General features: G+C 46.5%; 20 protein-coding genes. 11 read left to right on the top strand and 9 right to left on the bottom strand.

The window, feature by feature from the left end; all coding sequences use genetic code 11:
- Positions 1-30 precede the first annotated feature (30 nt).
- The 3 genes from OCV29_RS16140 to OCV29_RS16150 form a co-directional block, all read right to left on the bottom strand.
- Entirely contained in the window at positions 31-3,507 is a 3,477-nt protein-coding gene (locus OCV29_RS16140) for a hybrid sensor histidine kinase/response regulator (protein WP_073603650.1), read from the bottom strand.
- Between the two features lie 149 nt (positions 3,508-3,656).
- A complete protein-coding gene (locus OCV29_RS16145; protein WP_073603649.1) occupies positions 3,657-4,847 on the bottom strand; it encodes a 3-phenylpropionate MFS transporter in 1,191 nt (396 codons plus the stop codon).
- Between the two features lie 11 nt (positions 4,848-4,858).
- Entirely contained in the window at positions 4,859-5,032 is a 174-nt protein-coding gene (locus OCV29_RS16150) for a hypothetical protein (protein WP_175561536.1), read from the bottom strand.
- An 84-nt stretch (positions 5,033-5,116) separates the two neighbouring features.
- On the opposite strand from OCV29_RS16150, the gene OCV29_RS16155 reads away from it, so the two are divergent.
- The 11 genes from OCV29_RS16155 to fis all read left to right on the top strand — a co-directional run bounded on the left by OCV29_RS16155 (position 5,117) and on the right by fis (position 16,937).
- Positions 5,117-6,943 (top strand): DUF294 nucleotidyltransferase-like domain-containing protein, encoded by a 1,827-nt coding sequence (locus OCV29_RS16155; protein WP_073603648.1) that lies wholly within the window; start codon positions 5,117-5,119, stop codon positions 6,941-6,943.
- Positions 6,944-6,948: 5 nt separating this feature from the next.
- Positions 6,949-7,617 (top strand): 3'-5' exonuclease, encoded by a 669-nt coding sequence (locus OCV29_RS16160; protein ID WP_073603647.1) that lies wholly within the window; start codon positions 6,949-6,951, stop codon positions 7,615-7,617.
- A 173-nt stretch (positions 7,618-7,790) separates the two neighbouring features.
- The gene (acs, locus tag OCV29_RS16165) at positions 7,791-9,755 is read left to right on the top strand and encodes an acetate--CoA ligase (protein WP_073603646.1); all 1,965 of its coding nucleotides are present in this window, start codon (positions 7,791-7,793) and stop codon (positions 9,753-9,755) included.
- A gap of 394 nt (positions 9,756-10,149) precedes the next feature.
- A complete protein-coding gene (aroQ, locus tag OCV29_RS16170; RefSeq protein ID WP_073603686.1) occupies positions 10,150-10,599 on the top strand; it encodes a type II 3-dehydroquinate dehydratase in 450 nt (149 codons plus the stop codon).
- Positions 10,600-10,659: 60 nt separating this feature from the next.
- Complete coding sequence (accB, locus tag OCV29_RS16175) at positions 10,660-11,124, top strand: acetyl-CoA carboxylase biotin carboxyl carrier protein (RefSeq protein WP_073603645.1); 465 nt, start codon at positions 10,660-10,662, stop codon at positions 11,122-11,124.
- Between the two features lie 14 nt (positions 11,125-11,138).
- Positions 11,139-12,482: an acetyl-CoA carboxylase biotin carboxylase subunit gene (gene accC / locus OCV29_RS16180; protein WP_073603644.1), complete on the top strand. Its 1,344-nt coding sequence runs from the start codon at positions 11,139-11,141 to the stop codon at positions 12,480-12,482.
- A gap of 137 nt (positions 12,483-12,619) precedes the next feature.
- Positions 12,620-12,901, top strand: coding sequence for a YhdT family protein (locus tag OCV29_RS16185; RefSeq protein ID WP_073603643.1), 282 nt, complete (start codon positions 12,620-12,622; stop codon positions 12,899-12,901).
- Complete coding sequence (gene panF, locus OCV29_RS16190) at positions 12,894-14,354, top strand: sodium/pantothenate symporter (protein ID WP_073603685.1); 1,461 nt, start codon at positions 12,894-12,896, stop codon at positions 14,352-14,354. The genes OCV29_RS16185 and panF overlap by 8 nt, the downstream gene beginning before the upstream one ends.
- Positions 14,355-14,618: 264 nt before the next feature.
- Positions 14,619-15,503, top strand: coding sequence for a 50S ribosomal protein L11 methyltransferase (gene prmA / locus OCV29_RS16195; RefSeq protein ID WP_073603642.1), 885 nt, complete (start codon positions 14,619-14,621; stop codon positions 15,501-15,503).
- 145 nt (positions 15,504-15,648) lie between these two features.
- Positions 15,649-16,620 carry a tRNA dihydrouridine synthase DusB gene (dusB, locus tag OCV29_RS16200; RefSeq protein ID WP_073603641.1) on the top strand — a complete coding sequence of 324 codons (972 nt, stop codon included), beginning with the start codon at positions 15,649-15,651 and terminating at the stop codon, positions 16,618-16,620.
- A gap of 20 nt (positions 16,621-16,640) precedes the next feature.
- The gene (fis, locus tag OCV29_RS16205) at positions 16,641-16,937 is read left to right on the top strand and encodes a DNA-binding transcriptional regulator Fis (RefSeq protein WP_073585509.1); all 297 of its coding nucleotides are present in this window, start codon (positions 16,641-16,643) and stop codon (positions 16,935-16,937) included.
- A gap of 810 nt (positions 16,938-17,747) precedes the next feature.
- On the opposite strand, the gene OCV29_RS16210 is transcribed toward fis, so the two are convergent.
- The 6 genes from OCV29_RS16210 to OCV29_RS16235 form a co-directional block, all read right to left on the bottom strand.
- Positions 17,748-17,948, bottom strand: coding sequence for a hypothetical protein (locus OCV29_RS16210; RefSeq protein WP_073603640.1), 201 nt, complete (start codon positions 17,946-17,948; stop codon positions 17,748-17,750).
- A gap of 374 nt (positions 17,949-18,322) precedes the next feature.
- Entirely contained in the window at positions 18,323-19,723 is a 1,401-nt protein-coding gene (locus OCV29_RS16215; protein WP_073603639.1) for a P-loop ATPase, Sll1717 family, read from the bottom strand.
- Complete coding sequence (locus OCV29_RS16220; RefSeq protein ID WP_073603638.1) at positions 19,710-20,237, bottom strand: hypothetical protein; 528 nt, start codon at positions 20,235-20,237, stop codon at positions 19,710-19,712. Before OCV29_RS16220 ends, OCV29_RS16215 begins: the two co-directional genes overlap by 14 nt.
- A 93-nt stretch (positions 20,238-20,330) precedes the next feature.
- Positions 20,331-21,890 carry a replication endonuclease gene (locus OCV29_RS16225; protein ID WP_073603637.1) on the bottom strand — a complete coding sequence of 520 codons (1,560 nt, stop codon included), beginning with the start codon at positions 21,888-21,890 and terminating at the stop codon, positions 20,331-20,333.
- The gene (locus OCV29_RS16230; RefSeq protein ID WP_073603636.1) at positions 21,887-22,153 is read right to left on the bottom strand and encodes a hypothetical protein; all 267 of its coding nucleotides are present in this window, start codon (positions 22,151-22,153) and stop codon (positions 21,887-21,889) included. The genes OCV29_RS16225 and OCV29_RS16230 overlap by 4 nt, the downstream gene beginning before the upstream one ends.
- Positions 22,146-22,388, bottom strand: a complete 243-nt coding sequence (locus tag OCV29_RS16235; protein ID WP_073603635.1) for a helix-turn-helix transcriptional regulator — start codon at positions 22,386-22,388, stop codon at positions 22,146-22,148. Before OCV29_RS16235 ends, OCV29_RS16230 begins: the two co-directional genes overlap by 8 nt.
- Positions 22,389-22,429 lie beyond the last annotated feature (41 nt).

Below are 22,429 nucleotides of genomic sequence, written 5' to 3' on the forward strand. Positions count from 1 at the left end.
AAAGTCCCGGTTTCAGCGCACTCTCCGGCCTCACGTCTGAGATAATCCTTCTTCCGGGCCTTTCTTCTCATTCTTTACCCGGTTCAACATGGCTCTTAGTTTAATTGGCTTGACCGGTTTCGGCATGAACCGGAATCCATGTGATTCAATCACATCCAGCATATCCTCTGTCCGGTCTGCACTGATGATAATCCCTTCAAACCGATCACCGAGCCGGAGCCGGCATTGCTGTAATACTTCAAGTCCTGTCCGACCATGATCCAGCCGGTAATCAGAGAGAATGACATCCGGATGCCAGCGCTCATCAATTTTTCTTAATCCGGAAACTAAATCTTTTGCCGTTCTGATATCGACACCCCAACGAGACAACAATGCGGTCATTCCTTCCAGAATATCCGATTCATTATCAATACAAAGCACTTTGATTCCAGCTAATCCGCCATCTGTGGATACCTTTTGCTCTGCGGGCTTCTTCTTCACATCCGATGCTTTGGCTCTGCGCAATTTCAGATAGAACACACTACCCTGCCCCGGCCATGAACGCATATCTATTCTGTGGCCAAGTACCTGAGCAATACCTCTGGAGATCGCCAGCCCCAGTCCAACGCCCTGATCAGACTGAACCCGGCCACCCCGGTTAAATTCTTCAAAAATATCCTGCTGTTTATCTTCCGGGATACCAATGCCGTTATCCCAGACTTCAATCCGGATTTGATTGCCGTCATGTCTGACGCCTAATATCACTTTCCCGTTGGTCGTATAGCGAAATGCATTGGTCAGAAAGTTCTGAATGACACGGCGTAAAAGTTTCGGATCTGACCGGACATATACCGAAGAAGGCACCATCGAAAAATCAATGCCCTGCTGACGGGCAAGTACATGAAACTCAGCATCCAGATGGCTCAGTACATCATGGACGGCAAAAGCATGGATATTGGTATCCAGCTTCCCTGACTCCAGCCGTGAAATATCCAGTAAATCACCAATCAACTCTTCAGCCGCACCAAGGGCACTTTCAATGTGCATTGACAAATGTTGCGTCTCTTCCTCTTGAGTCAGCTCTGACAGTGATGATGCAAACAGCCGGGCAGCATTCAGAGGCTGCATGAGATCATGACTGACTGCCGCCAGAAAACGGGACTTGGACTGTGATTCCCGTTCAGCGCGCTGCGTTTCCTGCACCAGCTGACGGTTAAGCTTTTCAAGCTCTCTGGTTCGCCTGTGAACCCGTTCTTCGAGAAACTCATTCGTTTGTTTGAGAGCATCCTCGGCATCGCGAAAAACTGTAATATCAGAAAAAAGCATCACAAAACCACCACCAGGCATCGCATTACCCTGTACTTCAATGACCCGGCCATCAGGCCGCATCCGGGAAGAGGTATGACTGGTTCCGGCTTCAAGGTGGCGTAATCTCTTTTGAACATGGGCTTCAATATCTCCCGGTCCACACAATCCCTGTTCTGCATTATGACGGATGACATCCGCAACAGGCCGTCCGACCTGAATCAGCCCCTGAGGAAAATCAAACAGTTCCAGATAGCGCTGATTCCAGGCGACCAGACGAAGCTGCTTATCAATGACGGAAAGCCCCTGCCCGATATGTTCGATTGCACCTTGCAGCAAGCCCCGGCTAAAATCATATAATTCAGAGGCTTCATCAACGATAGTTGCAACTTCTTCCAGCTGCATATTGCGGCCCTGCAACGCAGATGACAGCACAAGCCTGGCCGAAGAAGCCCCAAAAATCCCGGCTAATACTCTTTCTGCATGCCGGATTAAAGATGAAGGCGCCTGCTGCTGAGGTATTCTCAGTCCGGAATATCTTTCCCAGAACTGTGAAAAAGCCGTTTCCATCCGGCTCCGGCCAACAAAACGGGCGACCAGCATTTCCAGTTCAGTGACAGTCACCCGGCTGTGATAAAGCGTCATATTATCGCTTTCAGGAAAAGGGCTGCCCACGAAAGAAGCTGATTGTAAGCGCTCACCAATAGACAGACGTGTCATTTTTGACACACCCACATAGCAAAGTGCATTCACAATGACACTGAGAATCATCCCCCAGTCAGACAAGCTGATACCCAGATCAGAGATAAACCAAGGTGGAGAGATAAGCCAGAGTAATGGATTGGTTTGTTGATCTCCGGCTAACAGATTCGTCTGTGACATCAATGTCACACCCCATATGATAAACCCGGTTATCAACCCGGCATAAACGCCCTTCTTGTTCCCTTCCCGCCAGAAAAGACCACCAATTAAAGCCGGTGCAAACTGTGCAACAGCAGCAAAAGAGAGAAACCCAATCGCTGAGAGTGACGGCACAGCATCCAGTACATGATAAAAAAACCATGCTCCGGCCAGCAACAGACAAATGATTCCCCGGCGAACGATCAGCAGAATCCGGGAGAAATATTGTTGTCCCCGCTGCATAAATTTAAACCGTCGCAGCAACAGAGGCACAACCAAATCATTAGAAACCATGATGGTCAATGCAATCGTGGAGACAATCACCATGCCTGTCGCTGCCGAGGTGCCCCCCAAAAATGCAATCAGGGCAACAAAGTCTGCCCCAATCATCTTGGGCACATGAATCACGTAAGTATCGGCCAGACTGACATCCAGCATCGACTTTCCTACCCAGGAAACAGGCAGAACAAACAACCCCATTAACAGTAAATAAAGCGGGAAGACCCAGCGGGCGGTATGCAAATCTCCCGGGTGCTCATTTTCGACCACCATCGTGTGGAACAACCGGGGTAAACAGAGCACCGCCAACATGGTTAAAATCAAATGAATCAGCAATCCGGGCCAGTCAGGAGCAGTCATCGCTCCCCGGGCTTCTGCCATCAGGTCAACCGAATCCGAAGACCAACCGATGTAAAAGATAAAAAGACCGACAAACAAAAACGCAACCAGTTTGACGACAGATTCAAACGCAATAGCCATCATAATGCCACGATGATGTTCTGTGGTATCAATATGCCGGGTGCCAAATAACATGGTAAACACAGCCAGTACCAGCACAATAAACAGTGATACATCATTGCTGCCGGCACCGGTTTGCTCCACCGTCTCACCGGTCAGGATATAAAAACCCATAGTGACACCGCGCAATTGCAGTGCGATATAAGGCAGGATACCGGTGACAGCAATCACGGTGACAACCACAGCCAGCCCCTGAGACTTACCATAACGGGCCGCGATAAAATCCGCAATTGATGTGATATGTTCCCGTTTGGCGATGACCATTAACCGGGCCATAATCCGCCAGCCAAAAATAAATACCAGTGCCGGAGAAAGGTAGACAGGAAGAAATGACCAGGGCTGGAGAGTGGCCTGTCCAACCGTGCCATAAAAGGTCCAGGACGTACAATAAACCGCAATGGACAAGCTATAAATAAGTGGCCGGTAACCAGAAAGCCATTGCGGTCTTTTATCTCCTGACCAGGCAATAAAAAACAGCAGACCGAGGTAAACAAATAAAACCGGCGCTACAATCCATGATGGCATGCCTTGTCCTTTTGTCGAATGAAAGCCGGATACGCTTATACCGAGATCCCTGCCATCTGAAGATGCATCACTCAGATGGTTGGGGAACAAACACTTCAGATATAAAACTGAATGAATTCATTAAACTAAGGATTTTCAGAGAACACAATTCAGCCGGATGATTTTTGTGCCTCAGGTGTGATTTCTGTTGTGGTGCGCTCCGGATATTCGACCCGCACAAAGAGTGCAATCACCCCCATGACCGCCATACCAAGGAACACATAACTTCCCCAGCGTTCATAGCCCCAGCCGCTCATTGTGGTCATCACTGCAATCACTGCTCCCAGAGGAATCGCGTTATAAAGAGCCTGCAGTGCAATCATCCGGTCAGCACTACCTGATTGCTGGATGTAGCGGATAGCTGCCAGATGAGCAACCGCAAATGTCAGACTGTGGAATAGCTGAATCACCACCAACACAGCAATCTGATATGTCATGGCCATTAACCCCCAGCGGATTATCACAGCGACAGCAGAAAGTAAGAACATGGCATGAACAGACCAGGATTTGAAGAAGCGTTGACTGAATGCAAACACACAAATCTCAGCAATCACCCCGAGACTCCACAGGTAGCCAACGACACTTTCTGAATAACCCACCGATTTCCAGTAAACCGAACTAAAACTGTAATAAGCCGCGTGACTTCCCTGAATACAGGCGATCAGAAACAGGAACTTAATCACCGGCCACTCTTTGAGTATTCCGGCCAGCCGGACACGACTTCCCGGTTTGGGCTGATGCTGAGTCACCGGAGGCGGCCCGGGCAAACGCAGGCTCAGCAAAATCGTCACCAGCATGCCGATTAATGCACAGTAAAGGATCCAGTTTTCACCCCAATGTGTCACGACCCAACCCACAATCGATGAACCGACGATAAATGCCACCGATCCCCATAAGCGGGTTCTGCCGTAATCCAGCATGTTTAATGTGGTGTAATGATTTGCTAATGCGTCAGAGACAGGGATAATCGGCCCAAAAAACAGATTCAGGGCAACAGTTGCGACAGCAATCCAGACAAAATCACCCTCAGTCACCCCATGAAGCGCAATGAGCACCGCACATAACACACTGCACCAGCGCAAAACAGGAATATACTGTTCCACCCGCTGAATCCGCGGCGTTAAGACAAGATTAGAAACACAGCGGGTAGCAAAAGCCAATCCCAGAATGATACCACTGTCGGTCGAAGAAATGCCTTCACTCTGAAGCCAGACAGCCCAAAATGGCAGATAAGCGCCATAGACGAAGAAGAAACTGAAAAAGTACTGCGATATCCAGCCATACGGGGATGTTTTAATCATATGATTCCTGTTTATTCACTGAGCACCGGAAAACCACAGCTCCGGCGAATCAGGCCTATTATGCGGGCTGTCATCAGGAAGAAAAAGTGAACTTTATTCAACTCATCGTTTCCCTGTTTAAAGGTGTTTATTTTTTCATCAAAACTCACCTCATAAGCAAAGTTCACTAAAAATATTTGCCTCATGTTTTCCGGGTGTATTAGACCAAAGTCGTCTGGAGACCGCTCATATTTCGGCCACACTTAACAAAAACAAAACAAGAGGTGGTGATGTCAGATAAATTTAACCTTCGGTCTCCGCCTTTCAACCGGCTGACTTCAGCACAACAACAATCGTTACTGGCCGCCCTGGATATTGCGTACTACCGGGCCGGAGATGAGGTGTTACGCAGCCATCAGCCAGGTGAATTTCTCTTCATCCTCATGAAAGGCATGGTTGAAGAACGTTCTGCCGATGGGCAGGAAGTTTATGCACATTATACCCATGACGATATTTTTGATGTACGCGCCATCCTGAACGGCACAACCAAACATCACTATACAGCACTGGAGGACACACTCACCTATCTGCTGCCAAAATCCGTTTTTCTGACTTTGTATCAGCAAAACGGGACATTTGCGGCTTATTTTGATAACAATCTTGCCACCCGGCAATCCTTAATTGAAACGGCAAAAAAGCAGCAGAATCTGGCGGAATTTATTCTGACCCGTGTCGACAGCACAATCTATCAGCCCCCGGTGATCCTTGCTCCGGAACAGAGCATTCAGGATGCAACGTTCTGTTTGGAGCAACATCATTACGATGCAGCATTGGTCAGACTCACAGCCCATGATCCGCGCCTCAGTCAATCTCCGGATGCACCACCGTATGCCATCATCACCCGGACGAACCTGCTCCACGCACTGACAATCAACGGTTGTTCCCTCTCAACACCGGCTGCTGCGGTTGCGACATTTCCGGTCCATTCAATTCACGATGGCGATTTTCTGTTTAATGCCATGCTGCAAATGATTCGCCACAAAATCAAACGCATAGTGATCTGTCAGGGAGAAGAAGCTGTCGGTATTCTCGATATGATTCAGGTGATGAGTATTTTTTCGACGCATTCACATGTCCTGACCCTGAGTATTGATCGTGCCGACAGTATAGAGGAACTCAGAATTGCCTCACATCAGCAGCATAAGCTCATCAAAAACCTCGTTGCTCAGGGCATCCGGACACGCTTTATCATGGCACTGATCGCCACCGTCAATGAACAGATCATCGAGAAAGCTTTTCAGCTGGTTGTGCCACCTGCAATGCATCAGCACTGTTGTCTGCTGGTACTTGGCTCTGAGGGACGGAGCGAACAGATACTGAAGACCGATCAGGACAATGCACTGATTCTGGAAGATGACATTCAGTGGGATGAATGTGAGGCAGTGATGGAAACACTGAGCCGGACACTGGTTCACCTCGGTTATCCGCACTGCCCGGGAAAAGTGATGGTCAATAACAGCTTCTGGGTCCGTACACAAACCGGATGGCGGGATGCACTGACTCAGTGGGTGATGCAGGAAAAGCCTGAACAGATCATGCAGTTAGCAATTTTCTCTGACGCCCATGCGGTGGCTGGCAATAAAGCCTTACTGACACCGGTTCAGGATCATCTGACCCACCTGATGGAAAATCAGGAAGTGATTCTGGCAAGATTCACCCGTCCGGCACTCAACTTCTCATCACCGCTGACACTCTTTGGCAATGTAAAATCATCAAAATCCGGGCTGGATATCAAACAGGGCGGTATTTTTCCCATTGTGCACGGAATACGCGCACTGAGCCTGGAGCACGGCATTACCGAAAAAAACACCTTTGAGCGGATACAGAAGCTGGTCAGCCAACGGGTACTGGAGCAGCAAACGGCTGACAATCTGACGGAAGCCCTTAAATTATTCTTTAAGTTCCGCCTGCAACAGCAACTCGAATACGACCATACAGGCAATCTGCTTCATGTGGACGGGTTTGAACGAACGGAGCGGGATCTGCTGCGCCACAGCCTTCATATCGTCAAAAAATTCAAACAGTGGCTGGCTTATCATTATCAGATACGGGATTAACGCTGATGAACTGGCTGAGACGGATTTACTGGTACGGTAAACTCAAAGATTCGGACTACCGCCCGCTTTTCCGGACAACAAAACACCATGAATACGTTGCTCTCGATTGTGAAACAACCAGCCTGAACCCCAGACTGGCGCAGCTGGTCACGATTGCTGCGGTTAAGGTTGTACATAACCGGATCGTAACCAGCCAGTCTTTTGAAGTTCACTTAAAGGCACCGGGAACACTGGATGAACACTCAGTCAAAATTCACCAGATGCGCCATCAGGATCTCGCACACGGACTGGCAGAACAGGATGCACTTAAGCAGTTAATTCAGTTTATCGGCAACCGCCCTCTGATTGGCTATCATATCCGCTATGATAAAACGATTCTGGATTTGGCCTGCCGGAAACATTTGGGATTTCCTTTGCCAAATCAGATCATTGAAGTCAGCCAGATTTATCAGCAAAAGCTCGAGACTCAACTCCCGAATGCCTACTTCGATCTCAGTCTGGATGTCATATGCCACCAGCTGAATTTACCGTCACCTGAGCGGCATAACGCCCTGCAGGATGCCATTTCAGCCGCGCTGATTTATATCAGATTAACGTATGGAGACTTACCCGTACTCACATCACCATCTGTCACAAAACCACACATTTTTCACCCACCTTATCCTAAAGTCTAATTGTCGAATCACCGCCTATGAACAAAAGTTATTAAACACTCTGGTCCAATAGCAAATGATCATAAGTCATCGACACGATCACAAATAAAAAAACTGATCATAATGAACAGAACAGAACAGATCAGATCAGGAATCAATAAACGGACTGGCGGCTTTCAAAAGGAGAAGAAACCATGAGTGATGTTCATATTTACCCGGTAAAAAAACATATAAAAGAACACGCCCATGTCGATGAAGATACTTACGTGACGATGTATCAGCAATCAGTGAATGATCCGGAAACCTTCTGGAACGAACACGGTAAAATTGTCGACTGGATCAAGCCCTACACCAAGGTTAAAAACACGTCATTTGACACGGGACATGTCGGTATCCAGTGGTTTGAAGACGGCACGTTAAATGTGTCAGCAAACTGTCTTGATCGTCATCTGAAAGAACATGGCGATGAGATCGCATTAATCTGGGAAGGCGATGATCCACGTGATGACAAAAGCCTCACCTACACCCAGCTGTATATCGCCGTTTGTCGATTTTCCAATGCCTTAAAAGAACTTGGTGTCAGAAAAGGCGATGTCGTCTGCTTATACATGCCGATGGTGCCGGAAGCTGCCGTTGCCATGCTGGCCTGCACCCGTATTGGTGCGATTCATACCGTTGTCTTTGGCGGATTTTCCCCGGAAGCACTAGCAGGAAGAATCATTGATTCAAACGCCAGAATTGTCATTACCGCAGATGAAGGCGTCCGGGGCGGACGACCCGTTCCGCTGAAAAAGAATGTTGATGAAGCTCTCACCAATCCGGAAGTCAAAACCATAGAGAAAGTCATCGTTTATCAGCGCACGAATGGCCCCGTTGACTGGCATCCACATCGCGATGTCTGGTGGCATGAAGCCACCGCTATGGTGTCTGATCACTGCCCGCCGGAAGAGATGAATGCAGAAGACCCACTCTTTATTCTTTATACCTCCGGTTCCACCGGCAAACCAAAAGGCGTGCTGCATACCACCGGCGGATATCTGGTCTATGCGACCATGACCTTCAAATATATTTTCGACTATCACCCCGGTGAAGTCTTCTGGTGTACGGCAGATGTCGGATGGATTACCGGTCATACCTACCTGATTTACGGACCGCTTTCTAACCGGGCAAAAACGATTCTTTTTGAAGGCGTTCCTAACTATCCGTCAACCAGCCGGATGGCTGAAGTCATCGATAAACATCAGGTCAATATTCTTTATACTGCACCAACAGCTATCCGGGCACTGATGGCTAAAGGTGATGAAGCAGTAGCCGGTACAAGCCGAAGCAGCCTGAGAATCATGGGCTCCGTTGGTGAACCCATTAACCCTGAAGCATGGGAATGGTACTACCGGACTATCGGCAATGAACAAGCCCCCGTCGTTGATACCTGGTGGCAGACTGAAACCGGCGGTATTTTAATCACCCCTCTGCCGGGTGCGACCGGGCTGAAACCAGGCTCGGCGACCCGGCCTTTCTTTGGCGTGCAACCTGCACTGGTAGATAATACCGGCCAGATTCTGGAAGGTGCAACTGAAGGTAACCTTGTCATTCTGGATTCATGGCCAGGCCAGATGCGCACTGTCTACGGCGATCATGAACGATTCGAGCAAACCTATTTCTCCACCTTCAAAGGCATGTATTTCACCGGCGATGGCGCCCGGCGGGATGAAGACAATTATTACTGGATTACCGGAAGGGTTGATGATGTGCTGAATGTCTCCGGTCACCGGATGGGCACCGCAGAAATTGAATCGGCACTGGTTGCCTTCGATAAAATCGCTGAAGCTGCCGTGGTCGGTATCCCGCATGATATCAAGGGTCAGGCGATTTATGCCTATATCACACTCAACGATGGTATTTACCCTGACGCTGAATTACATAAAGCGGTTAAAGAGTGGGTCCGCAAGGAAATTGGCCCCATCGCTACACCGGATATCCTGCACTGGACGGATGCATTACCCAAAACCCGCTCCGGTAAAATCATGCGACGTATTCTGAGAAAAATTGCCACCGGCGACTTTAACAATCTGGGTGACACCTCGACGCTGGCTGATCCAAATGTTGTAGACAGACTCATTCAGGAAAATGCAACCACAGGCGCAGTCCACTCAGGTTAAATCAGTTTTCACAACATAAACCTCAGCTTTGCCACCCATCCGGGTGGCTTTTTTTATTGATTGTTGCTTGTCAGTTTCCGAAACCTTCTTCAGGTTTAGCGGTCCAAATCCGTTAATCACCGGCGAAATTGCAGATAAGAGCGACTTTCACCCCAAAGTTAAACCGATAAAAAGACAAATTGAACATCCCCGGTCACCGAAAGATGTGTGTTTCAGGTTGCCCGGACATTAAATAGAGTGATTAGACCAGTAATTTGCTGCCATTTGCTCTGAATTCACTATAATCACTACTGATTTATCATTTTGAAACATTTTCCTAAAAAATTTTGTGTAAAAAAATCAAAAATGTGGGATTATGTACAAAGTCACCAACATTGAGGATAATAACGGCACGATGTCAGCAAAATTTAAAATTCTTGTTCTGAATGGCCCGAATCTGAATCTGTTGGGCCAACGGGAGCCAGCACACTACGGTGCTCAAACACTGGCACAAATTGTTGAAACGCTTCACCGGCAGGCTGTCGACGCAGGTATCACGCTTGAACACCTGCAATCCAACCGGGAATACGAGCTGATTGACAAAATTCATCAGGCAATGGGCAACACTGATTTTATTATCATTAACCCGGCTGCTTTCACGCACACCAGCGTCGCCTTACGTGATGCCCTGCTTGGTGTTGATATCCCGTTTATTGAAGTTCACCTTTCCAATATTCACGCACGCGAACCATTCCGTCATCACTCCTACCTGTCTGATAAAGCACAGGGGGTGATTTGTGGTTTGGGTGCTCAGGGCTATGAATTTGCCCTTTCAGCAGCAGTAAAAAAGCTGCAATCGAACTAACACTCTGCAGTTTCTGATGTTCAGAAACTGTCTTATTCACAAGATAAAAGAGAAAAGACAATGGATATTCGTAAAATTAAAAAGCTTATCGAGTTAGTAGAAGAATCAGGTATCGCTGAGCTGGAGATTTCTGAAGGTGAAGAATCCGTGCGCATCAGCCGCAATTCTGCACCCGCACAACCTATCCCTGTTCAATATGCAGCAGCACCAGCGCCAATGGCTGCACCTGCCGCCGTTGCAGCTGCACCGGTTCAGGATGCACCAGCAGCTGACGCAAAACCCGTTGTCAGCGGCCATCAGGTGCTTTCTCCAATGGTTGGTACATTCTACCGTTCACCAAGCCCGGATGCTTCACCATTCATCGAAGTCGGACAGAGCGTTTCTGTCGGCGATACATTATGTATCGTTGAAGCAATGAAAATGATGAACCAAATCGAAGCAGACAAATCCGGTACGGTGAAAGCGATTCTCCTTGAAGATGGTCAGCCAGTCGAATTTGATCAACCTCTCGTCATCATCGAATAAACCGGGGACGAATTATGCTAGATAAAATCGTCATTGCGAACCGGGGAGAAATCGCGCTGCGGATTCTTCGTGCCTGTAAAGAACTGGGCATCAAAACTGTCGCAGTACACTCAACAGCCGACCGGGATTTAAAGCATGTACTGCTTGCTGATGAATCGATTTGTATCGGTCCACCACGCAGTATTGACAGCTACCTGAATATTCCCCGGATTATTTCTGCCGCTGAAGTGACCGGCGCAATTGCCATTCACCCTGGTTATGGCTTCTTATCAGAGAATGCTGATTTTGCCGAACAGGTTGAACAATCCGGATTTATTTTTGTCGGCCCGAGAGCCGAGACCATCCGGATGATGGGTGACAAAGTCTCAGCGATTAACGCCATGAAGAAAGCCGGTGTTCCCTGTGTCCCAGGCTCAGATGGCCCGCTGGACAACGACAGTGACAAAAATAAAGCGCACGCAAAACGGATTGGCTACCCTGTCATCATCAAAGCTTCCGGCGGCGGCGGCGGTCGGGGGATGCGGGTTGTCCGTAATGAAGGGGAACTGGTTGATTCAATTGCGATGACCCGTGCAGAAGCAAAAGCTGCTTTCAATAACGATATGGTTTACATGGAAAAATTCCTTGAAAATCCGCGTCACGTTGAAGTTCAGGTCATTGCTGACGGACAAGGCGGTGCAATCCATCTTGGTGAACGGGACTGCTCGATGCAACGTCGTCACCAGAAAGTCGTGGAAGAAGCTCCCGCACCGGGCATTACCGAAGAGATGCGTAAATATATCGGTGAACGCTGTACCCGTGCCTGTGTTGAAATTGGTTACCGCGGTGCCGGTACCTTTGAATTCCTTTATGAAAATGGTGAGTTCTATTTCATTGAAATGAACACCCGGATTCAGGTAGAGCACCCGGTCACAGAAATGGTCACCGGCGTTGATCTGATCAAAGAACAGTTGCGCATTGCTGCCGGTCAGCCACTTTCATTTACTCAGGATGATATTAAGCTTCGCGGCCATGCAATCGAATGCCGGATCAATGCTGAAGACCCAGAGCGTTTTCTGCCTTCACCAGGAACCATCGATCTGTTCCATAGCCCCGGAGGTATGGGCGTACGCTGGGAATCTCATATTTATTCCGGCTACACAGTACCACCACATTATGATTCCATGGTCGGCAAACTGATTACTTACGGTGAAAACCGCGATGTCGCAATTGCCCGGATGAAAAATGCCCTGAATGAAATGATTGTTGAAGGGATTAAAACCAATATCCCGCTCCAGCAGGAAATCATGAATGATGAAAACTTCCAGCACGGTGGTGCCAACATCCACTATCTGGAGAAAAAGCTGGGACTACAATAGGCCGGACATTAAAACTAACTTGATAAGGCCACCATCCGGTGGCCTTTTTTTGGTTATACAAAGAATCATACTCATTCATCTCTGAATCAGTGAGGGTTGAATCAGTATGCTTCCGAAAGCAGGAAAGGAAGTCAGTTATGCAAAAAAGGACCGAGATCTATCACCAGTCACAGAAAGAAGCTTGCTGGGCGCTGGTACTCTCTATCCTCTACTTTATCTGGTGGTATGTCAGTGCTTATGGTTTTGCCCCCGCTCCCGGCGATCAACAACTGCCCCAATTGATTTTGGGTCTTCCCGTCTGGTTTTTGCTCTCATGTATCATCGGACCGGCACTGTTTACATTGCTCTGTTTTCTGATGGTGAAATTTTTCTATCGCGATGTCCCGCTCGATATTCAGGATGGTGATGACCATGAATAGCCAACTCATTATCCCGTTAGTCATTTATTTAATGGCGATGTTTGTCATGGCGGCCCTGACCCGTCGTCACCGTCAGTCCGGTGCATTCTTAAACGAATACTTTGTGGGCGGACGCAGCATGGGCGGTTTCGTCCTCGCGATGACCTTAGCTGCTACTTATGCCAGCGCCAGTAGTTTTATCGGCGGACCGGGTGCAGCATATAAAATGGGATTAGGCTGGGTTTTACTGGCCATGATCCAACTCCCGGTGGCGTGGTTAACGTTAGGGATTCTCGGCAAGAAATTCGCAATTGAAGCCCGGCGAAATAATGCCGTGACACTCAATGATATGCTTTACGCCCGCTTTCAGAGCAGAACGGTTGTCATTCTTGCCTCAGTCGCCCTGTTACTGGCATTTTTCGGCACCATGGTTGTCCAGTTTGTCGGCGGAGCGCGTCTGTTACAGACAGTCACCGGACTACCCTACCAGCACGGCCTGTTTTTATTCGCTTTTACGGTCGGAATCTATACCACAATTGGCGGGTTCAGGGCCGTGGTTCTGACTGATACGGTACAAGGAATTATGATGCTGATTGGTACGGTCGCTCTGCTGGCTGGCGTCATTCACGCGGGCGGCAGCCTGGGCGAACTGATCACCAAACTGCATGAGATCGACCCGGCGCTCATAACGCCATACGGGCCGAATCATTTTCTCAGTCAGCCGTTTATGCTGAGCTTTTGGATCCTGGTCTGCTTTGGCATGATCGGGCTGCCTCATACCGCCATTCGTTGTATGGCATACAAAGACAGCCGCTCACTCCATCAGGGCATCGTTATCAGTACCGCGATGGTTGCGCTGCTGATGCTCGGCACACATTTGGCCGGAGCTCTGGGCCGGGCGATCGTACCGGATCTTTCCAGCCCGGATCAAATCATGCCGACCCTGATGATGACAGTGCTGCCACCTTTTTTTGCCGGTATTTTTCTGGCCGGCCCGATGGCAGCAATTATGTCGACCATCGACTCCCAGTTAATTCAGTCTTCTGCGACACTCCTGAAGGATTTATATATCAACTATATCAACCCACAGCTCATGACGCAGAAAGAGTCGGAAACAGAAAGTAAGCTCAACCGGCTATCGTTGTGGATCACCGCTATTTTCAGCTTACTGGTCTTTATCGCAGCCACAAATCCGCCGGATATGATCATCTGGCTGAATTTGCTGGCATTAGGCGGGTTACAAGCTGTTTTTCTCTGGCCGCTGGTTTTAGGCTTATACTGGAAAAAGGCCTCTGCATCCGGTGCACTGGCTTCAATGTTCTGCGGTTTGAGTACCTATATCGCGCTCACCATCCTGAAGCCCGATCTGCACGGCATACATGCGATCGTCCCTACATTAGCCATTGGGCTGATCGCATTTATTTCCGGTAGCCTGTTGCTTCCGTCAGCCAGAACCGTGCATGCCAGTTCGTAACTATGTCGTTAGTTCGAAACTATGTCGTCAGTTCGAAACGATGCCAGTTCATCACTATGCCCGTTTGTAACCAGACCGTTTTTTTACCATGCTGTAATCCGTCATCAAACCAATGGCTGATTACAGTTCACTCCGGGATCTGTTAGACTTCGTCGCAATGAGAGCGATTCATCTCAACACCCGTTTTTTATTTCAATCCACCCGTTTTTATTTCAGCCACGGTGTGAATTTCACCGTGATTGATTTCAACAAGAGTAATGTGTCATGCCATGGATTCAAATCAAACTCAATGCCACCAACCAAAATGCAGAGCAAATCGGCGACATGCTGATGGAAGAAACCGGCGCTTTGTCAGTCACGTTTCTGGATGCACAGGATACACCGGTATTTGAACCGCTTCCCGGAGAAACCCGCCTTTGGGGAGATACAGATATTCTTGCACTGTATGATGCTGAAGCTGATACGGCTCAGGTTCTGGCACAAATTAAAGCCAGCGGTATGCTGGATGAATCATTTGCATACAAAATTGAGCAGCTGGAAGATAAAGACTGGGAAAGAGAATGGATGGATAATTTCCACCCGATGCAGTTTGGCCAGCGTTTATGGATTTGCCCAAGCTGGCGTGAAATCCCGGATCCGGACGCGGTGAACGTGATGCTTGATCCCGGGCTGGCTTTTGGCACCGGGACTCACCCAACAACAGCACTGTGCCTTCAATGGCTTGAAGCGCTTGATTTAACCGGTAAAACAGTCGTTGATTTCGGGTGTGGGTCCGGCATTCTGGCCATTGCTGCAATTAAGCTGGGTGCGAGCAAAGTGATCGGGATTGATATCGACCCACAAGCCCTTCTCGCATCACAGGAAAATGCCAAACGTAATGGTGTAGAAGACCTGCTGGAAGTCTTTTTGCCACAAAACCAACCAGAAAATCTGCAGGCTGATGTTGTCGTCGCAAACATACTCGCCGGCCCGCTGCGTGAGCTGTCACCTGTTATTCAAAGTCTGGTGAAACCACAAGGACTATTAGCGATGTCCGGGGTGCTGGATACACAGGCTGAAGATGTTTCTGGTTATTATTGCAACACTTTTGACTTGGATCCTATCGCTGAACAGAGTGAATGGTGCAGAATATCTGGCCGGAAAAAATAATATCTCACGCAGTAAATCGCTTAATTGGCTGAAAAAACAAACACTTTTACAAAACAATTGAGAAATGCTCAAATATTAGTCTTTTCACGCCGCGAAAAAATGCGTAAAATGCGCGCCCTTACTGCAAGATAACTGTAACGACGTTTTGAAGATTGGAAATTATCAACTAAAAAACAATCTGATTGTTGCGCCGATGGCTGGTGTCACCGACAGACCTTTCAGAGAGTTATGTCTTCGTTATGGCGCAGGGATGGCCATCAGTGAAATGATGTCATCAAACCCTGCTCTGTGGAAAACGCCGAAGTCAAAACAGCGTATGGTTCATGAAGGAGAATCCGGGCTCCGCTCAGTACAGATCGCTGGTTCTGACCCGCAGTTAATGGCAGAAGCTGCACAATTCAGTGTTGAAAACGGTGCGCAAATTATCGATATCAACATGGGTTGTCCGGCGAAGAAAGTAAACAAAAAGTTAGCGGGCTCGGCATTACTGCGCTACCCGGAACTGATCGAAAAAATATTAACTTCGGTCGTTCAGGCAGTCCAGGTGCCCGTCACTTTGAAAACCCGAACGGGTTGGGATACAAACAACAGAAATTGTGTCCGGATAGCAAAATTAGCCGAAGACTGCGGCATACAGGCATTGGCACTGCATGGCAGAACCAAAGCCTGCATGTACAAAGGTGAGGCCGAATACGACAGCATTAAAGCGGTAAAATCTGCCATCTCGATTCCTGTCATTGCTAACGGTGATATCGATACTCCGGAGAAGGCAAAACATGTACTGGATTACACCGGTGCAGACGCGTTAATGATTGGCCGCCCCGCTCAGGGTCGTCCGTGGATTTTTCAGGAAATTCAGCATTTTTTGGAAACCGGAGCTGTAATGCCGCCACTTCCTCAACAGGAAGTTAAAAGCATTTTACTTGGTCACGTGAAGTCTCTTCATCAGTTTTACGGAGAGTACCTGGGGCCCCGCATCGCACGTAAACACGTCGGGTGGTACCTGAAAACACACGAGGCCAGCGGTTTTCGTCGGACCTTCAATGCCATAGAAGCAGCACCGCTGCAACTTGAAGCGCTTGAAGGCTATTTTGATAACGTTGCATCATCAAATTAATGAGAAGAGCTAGACCGAATATGTTCGAACAAAATCTAACTTCAGAAGCTTTAACTGTAACCACTGTAACTTCACAAGACCAAATCACGCAAAAGCCTTTACGTGACTCCGTTAAAGCATCACTTAAGAACTATCTTGCCCAGTTAAACGGACAGGAAGTAACAGAACTATACGAATTAGTTCTTGCTGAAGTAGAGCAGCCTTTACTGGACACTATCATGCAATATACCCGTGGTAATCAAACGCGTGCTGCAAACATGATGGGCATCAACCGCGGTACTCTGCGCAAAAAACTGAAAAAATACGGCATGAACTAAACCGTTTTTCATAACTATATGATTTTAAAGCACTAATAGAGAAATTTATTAGTGCTTTTTTCGTTGTGATACACACCGTGATACACACGGGCAAATCCGTAAACACACGATATAACCTATTGAGATAGCAAGACTTAATTGTTCTATTCTTGAAGTCATCTCAAAATACCGCTTTATGGTCAGTTCAGTGCAACTTCCGCCTTTTCAGCTTTCTGCTGTACATACTTAAAAATGGATTGGCAGCACTCTTTTGTTGCATGTCTGAATGAGATGTATGAAGGATTGAGACAGAGAAGCGGAATCACCTACATGGGCGCTAAAAATGACTTGCTCAGGCTTCCGGATATAGTTTGATTAAGAATCCGGATACCGAATCTAAATCGCTTGGATTGTGAATGATGAGCAATCAGGGATTATCTGAATGGCATTTGATGTGGCTTGATTTAGGGGTCTGATACGGTTTGGTTGAATATCCGGATTGCATATCTGAACGACTTAGATTGTTAATAATCAGGATTCGGGATTATCTGGATGGCATATGATGCGGTTAAGTTTGAGGATTCGGATATGGTTTGATTGTATATCCGGATTCCATATCTGAATGGTTTGGATTGTGAATGATATGGTATCGCGATTGCACTTGGTATGGGTTGGTTTTGGGGTTCCGATACCATTTAATTGTATACCTGATTTCACATTTGAGCCGCTTGGATGGTCAATCATGGGTGTTCGGATTCATAAAATGGTGGGTCTGCAAAAAGAGCCACAAAACTAAGTGGCTCTGGATTAACTTAGTTTTGAACAAGGAACTTATTGCTTTATTCTGCCCTTCTCAGAAGTGACTACCTTACCGATTGAGTCCTGAATCGTGATTAACTTATTCATGTAAAGCAGCACCTCATGAAAATCATGATCTGAAGGATTCATCTTGCGCAGATAATCTTCAATCTGAATAAGATATTCACGGGCTTTCTGTGAAAGGTGTGGGTCGTAAGCGATTGTTGCAGGCATAAGTGCCTCCGTACGATGATTTAAAGAAAAAATCACCACCGCAATGGTTCCAAACAGAGAGGTGGTGGACTGATCGAGGTTGGAACAACCGCACGTACGGACACGGCCTGGCCGAAGTCAGCCTCTCTCAGCCCACCATAATTCTAAACGATTTCGCTCAATAAATAGTCAAAATCGCAAAAAAACAGGTGTGAAAAGATCATATACCGACATGATGTCGATATATCGTACGTTTTATTTGCGAGGTTCCAAACTCGTCACCGGATTTTGCCAGTGAGCGGGTAGGATAATCTTGGTGGGGGTGAGGTGTCAATTGTTGAAGAACTCGATAACTTCTACATTATAGGTTCCAGTCTGAATATTTGAACGAGATATCAATTAATTGGTAGTAAATTTCTTGCTACCTGTAAAATATTTTTTCTGATACGAATATCCCTATTTTCTGCTATGGCTACAAAACCCGCAGCTTTGAATTCATTGGCTAATTGAGAAACATGAGGTGCAATCCAGTTTATAGAGTTACGGGTTCTTCTTGCTAAATTATCTCTGATATCATTGAAGTTTGTTTCGCTAATACAATCCTCTGCCTGATTGCTCAATTCTATAATTAGACTACTAATACCATTAAACTTGCTATTGAGGTGATATATACCGTTTGTAGCTGCATACTCCATATGCATTGTCCACGCATTTTGAATATCGTAATTTTCTTTTTGTAATTCTAGTAACAAGTAACGCCATAAATTAACTGTATAGCGAGGTCTATTCAATAATCCAACCAACGAAAAAGAATCATTGGATTCATACTCCCAACAAGGCTTGGCATAGCAAGAATCATCGAGAGAGAAATAAGTCAAAAACGATTCAAAACTGATATCTGAACCACATTCTTGAATCGCATAATTAAATCGTTCTTTAACAAGTTGCATTAACTTTTCTGTATCCCAGCAATTTATTGCCACTAATTTTCCCATATACTTAGCGCCTAATCCTTGTACGATTGAAAATGCTGAAGAATTAATAGCTATTGCATACGGAGCAATTATACCTGAGTCAGTCAAATCATAAAGTGTTTGAAAATAGCATTGAATATTATGACGAACATTATCGCTTAATAAATTATCTCTTGAATCATCTATTTCATCGATTTGAAAATAAAGACCAGAAAATATTTTAGATGCTTTCATTTTATCTGTAATTTGATTAATTCTGGTTACAGGATTTGCATTTTCATTATTTAATATAGATAGAGTTATATTACTCATGGATAATATAGCAGGATCAGCTTCAAATATCTTATTAAAAAAAGAAAACATTTGTTCAACATTTTCTAGGGCAAATGTTGCAATTTGTTCTATGGTATCTCTTCGATCTAAACCTAATTCAGTTGCAATCTTCCGTATGCCAGCATCACCACCACTAGTGAGCTTATTATATGAGCGCTTCGCTATTTCAGTAAGTATCCAAAAGTCAATTGCATATTGAACAGCTCTGCAACGATCATTCATCCCCCAATTCTGTATTGTATCCACGAGCCTATTAAGTTGTTGATATTCAACTTTACATGTTGAGTCTACTTTTTTAGTATTTGATAACAGTTTTAATAATGAGGACTTGCCAATTCCTGCTGGCCCATGAATCACAATGATATTCTCTTTATTAATATCTTTAATTTGTTTTAGATCAATTAGGTAATGCTCTAAATTTGCATCTTTACTTGCGTCCTCAGCTTCAAATACAGAGGATAGGGCTTTGAACTCATCATGCGTTATCATGGTGAACCTCATAAAAAAGAAAGTGTTGCCGCTTAACTATTCGGTTCATACCAATCAATAGTTGAACAAGTTGTTTAAAACGAGTTTTAGGATAATCTGTACCCCATTTGCGGTACCAGTTATCAAGGGTTGGAAGATTGTTTTCATTTGAGTGGCCAGTATGAATTGATTGCAATAAGCCATCCAAATCATAACCTTGTGATTCTATTTCTTTTCTTAAATGAATTTCAAGAGAACGGTCAAAGTCGTTGTTATATATATCTTTGCCTTTTTCAGTAAGCTTCCCTTCGATCCTATCCACTATATTCCAGTATCTAATGTGATTAAACCAAGCCCTAATAGCCTTATCACTAATAAAAATATCTTTGTCTGTATTCCGATCTTTAATCATAAATGCTTTAGCAAGTTCTTTGTCTAGCTTTAATGAACCTATAACATTGTCATATTGCTCACTTGGGTATTTACCAAATGCAATTATTGATGCTTTAAAACGGTTGTAAGTAATTGGTACCATAAGTAATGCCTTGATAGCTTTTCTTTTTGTACAAAACCAGTAATAAATATTTATCCGAAGTTGTTATCACATTCGTTACTATCCCAAATACACTTATTCACAGAACTCCAAGTGAAAAGATGTCGCCTGCTGTAACTCAATCCGCCACTCAAAAATCCGGGTAATCAATTCACGCCCGACAGTGACTACACCTTTTAATGCTCTTATGAGCTCACTTTCACAGTATAGACTGCTTTTTATTTCGCCAGTGGTCTGATCAACAGAATATTCATAGTAAGGCTTAAAAACCTGTGCCTTGCGCTCACAGAACACCCCGCCCATCTGCACGGTAAAGGTTTTCCAGTCGCCTTTGTCGGCAGCTTCAATAATCGCTTTGGGCTTGTCAGACAACCCGGTAATGTCTTTTAAGCGTCGCAGTTCGCGCCAGACGGTAACGGAACAACCACCCAGTTGCTGAAACTGACGAATACCCCAACAGGCCGCCCATGCGTCCACTCTGGCGGCGGCTTCCTGCGGGTCTTCGCCATAAAGGCCAGTGTCTAAATCACTGCCATCAATGTTCTTGGAGATGTATTTCGCAATGTAGCCAGTCGATGAGCCTTTGGCCGGGTCGATTTTAACTTCCGTAAAACGGTGTTTATCTGCGCCGGATTCGTCGCTGTCTTCACGCATGGCGTAATCCCGCATCACTTCAATCATGGGCTGATAGAGGTGCTTTTCAGCAAACAGCAATAAATGCCAGTGCGGTGTACCATCATGTTGTGGCTCTGCCACCCGGAAGCCGTAAAAGCGGATATTCAGGCGGCTGAGTTTCGCCCGGATTAACTGCCATAAGTTATTGAGATAAGCTTGCCCATCCAGCGGGGTGAATCCCTGCCATTTGGGATTGATATCGCCGGATTTGGAATAACTGCGGTGATACTTTGACGGACAGGTGATCGTCAGAAAGGCGGCTTCATGGCCGGAATCCTGCGCCAGCTCTTCAAACCCTCTTGCCCGAAGCATCAATTCACCTTTTCTGATTTTCGGGTCAGCAACACCTTTTTGTGACAGTTCCAGTAATGAAAAGCGCTGTCCCAGATTGTTCACGGCAAAAGTGTTAGACAGATATTCATGCTGATAAGCTTTCTGCCGGATTCTGGCCTGTAAGGTGAGCTTTGAACAATACAGACTGGTGCGTTTGTTGACCTGATTCAGGTGATGCAACACAGTTTCAATGTTGCGTCGCTGGGATTTTCTCAGCTTACGCAACCACCATTTATGATCACAGTACCGTCCCATTTCCCCGGCCAGGGAATAACCTTCTGTCGGAATGATCCCTTGTTGCCGGATAAAGCAGCGCACAGGCTCAAGGGAGAATTCATCATCCAGATACTGACGACGCAGAGCAAACACCGACTTTGCCAAATGTTTAGCTTTGGCGCGTAAATCATCTTCACTGAGGTTCAGCTCAAGCTGCTGAAAGGGAACGGAAAGCTTGTCCGCTAACTGCTCTGTGGTGAGGCGTAAAAAGGTATTGCGTTCAAATTTGGTTGGCCGGGCGAAATACTCACGCAGCAATAAGCGTTGTATTTCCGGCGGAAAGCAACAAAGCCTTTGCTGAACAAAGGCTTTATCATCCCAATCGACCTGTGAAAAACTGATTGGCTTCATATTGCATCCCTCCCTCGTGATGTGAGGGAAAACTCATCCCAGCGAAGGCCGAAGAAGTTCACCGGGGTGAAGGTAACCAACCCGGCCTGATAAAGTTTATCGACCGTGCCGGAAAATACCCGGACAGGCAACCGGGATTTTGGTTGAACCTCGCCTTTCATTGGACTGTAATCAGAGCAAACGCGAAACGTTCGCCCGGTTTGCATCCATTGCAGTAATGCTTTTTGTTCTTTGGTGAGAGAAGGAGTAGAAAACTCAGGCATAGTAAGCCACCTCCTGAGACAGGTGATCCAGCTTGGTGTGATTGTTTAACCACTGATCTAAGTCTTCTTTGAGGTAACGGACAGCACGCCCGATTTTGATAAAGGGTGGTGCAACCGTGCGGTTTCCCCGGTGCCCCTCCATTCTGGCCTGACGTAAAAAAGAACGGCTCATGCCGATATAAGCGGCGGTTTCCTGCTCTGTGTATGCACGTTTTTCGATGGTGGTTTGTGTCATGTTTGTATCTCCGTTTGTTCATTGAGAGATATAAAAACATG

Source organism: Vibrio aerogenes (genome assembly GCF_024346755.1).
In the GTDB taxonomy this organism is placed as follows: domain Bacteria; phylum Pseudomonadota; class Gammaproteobacteria; order Enterobacterales; family Vibrionaceae; genus Vibrio; species Vibrio aerogenes.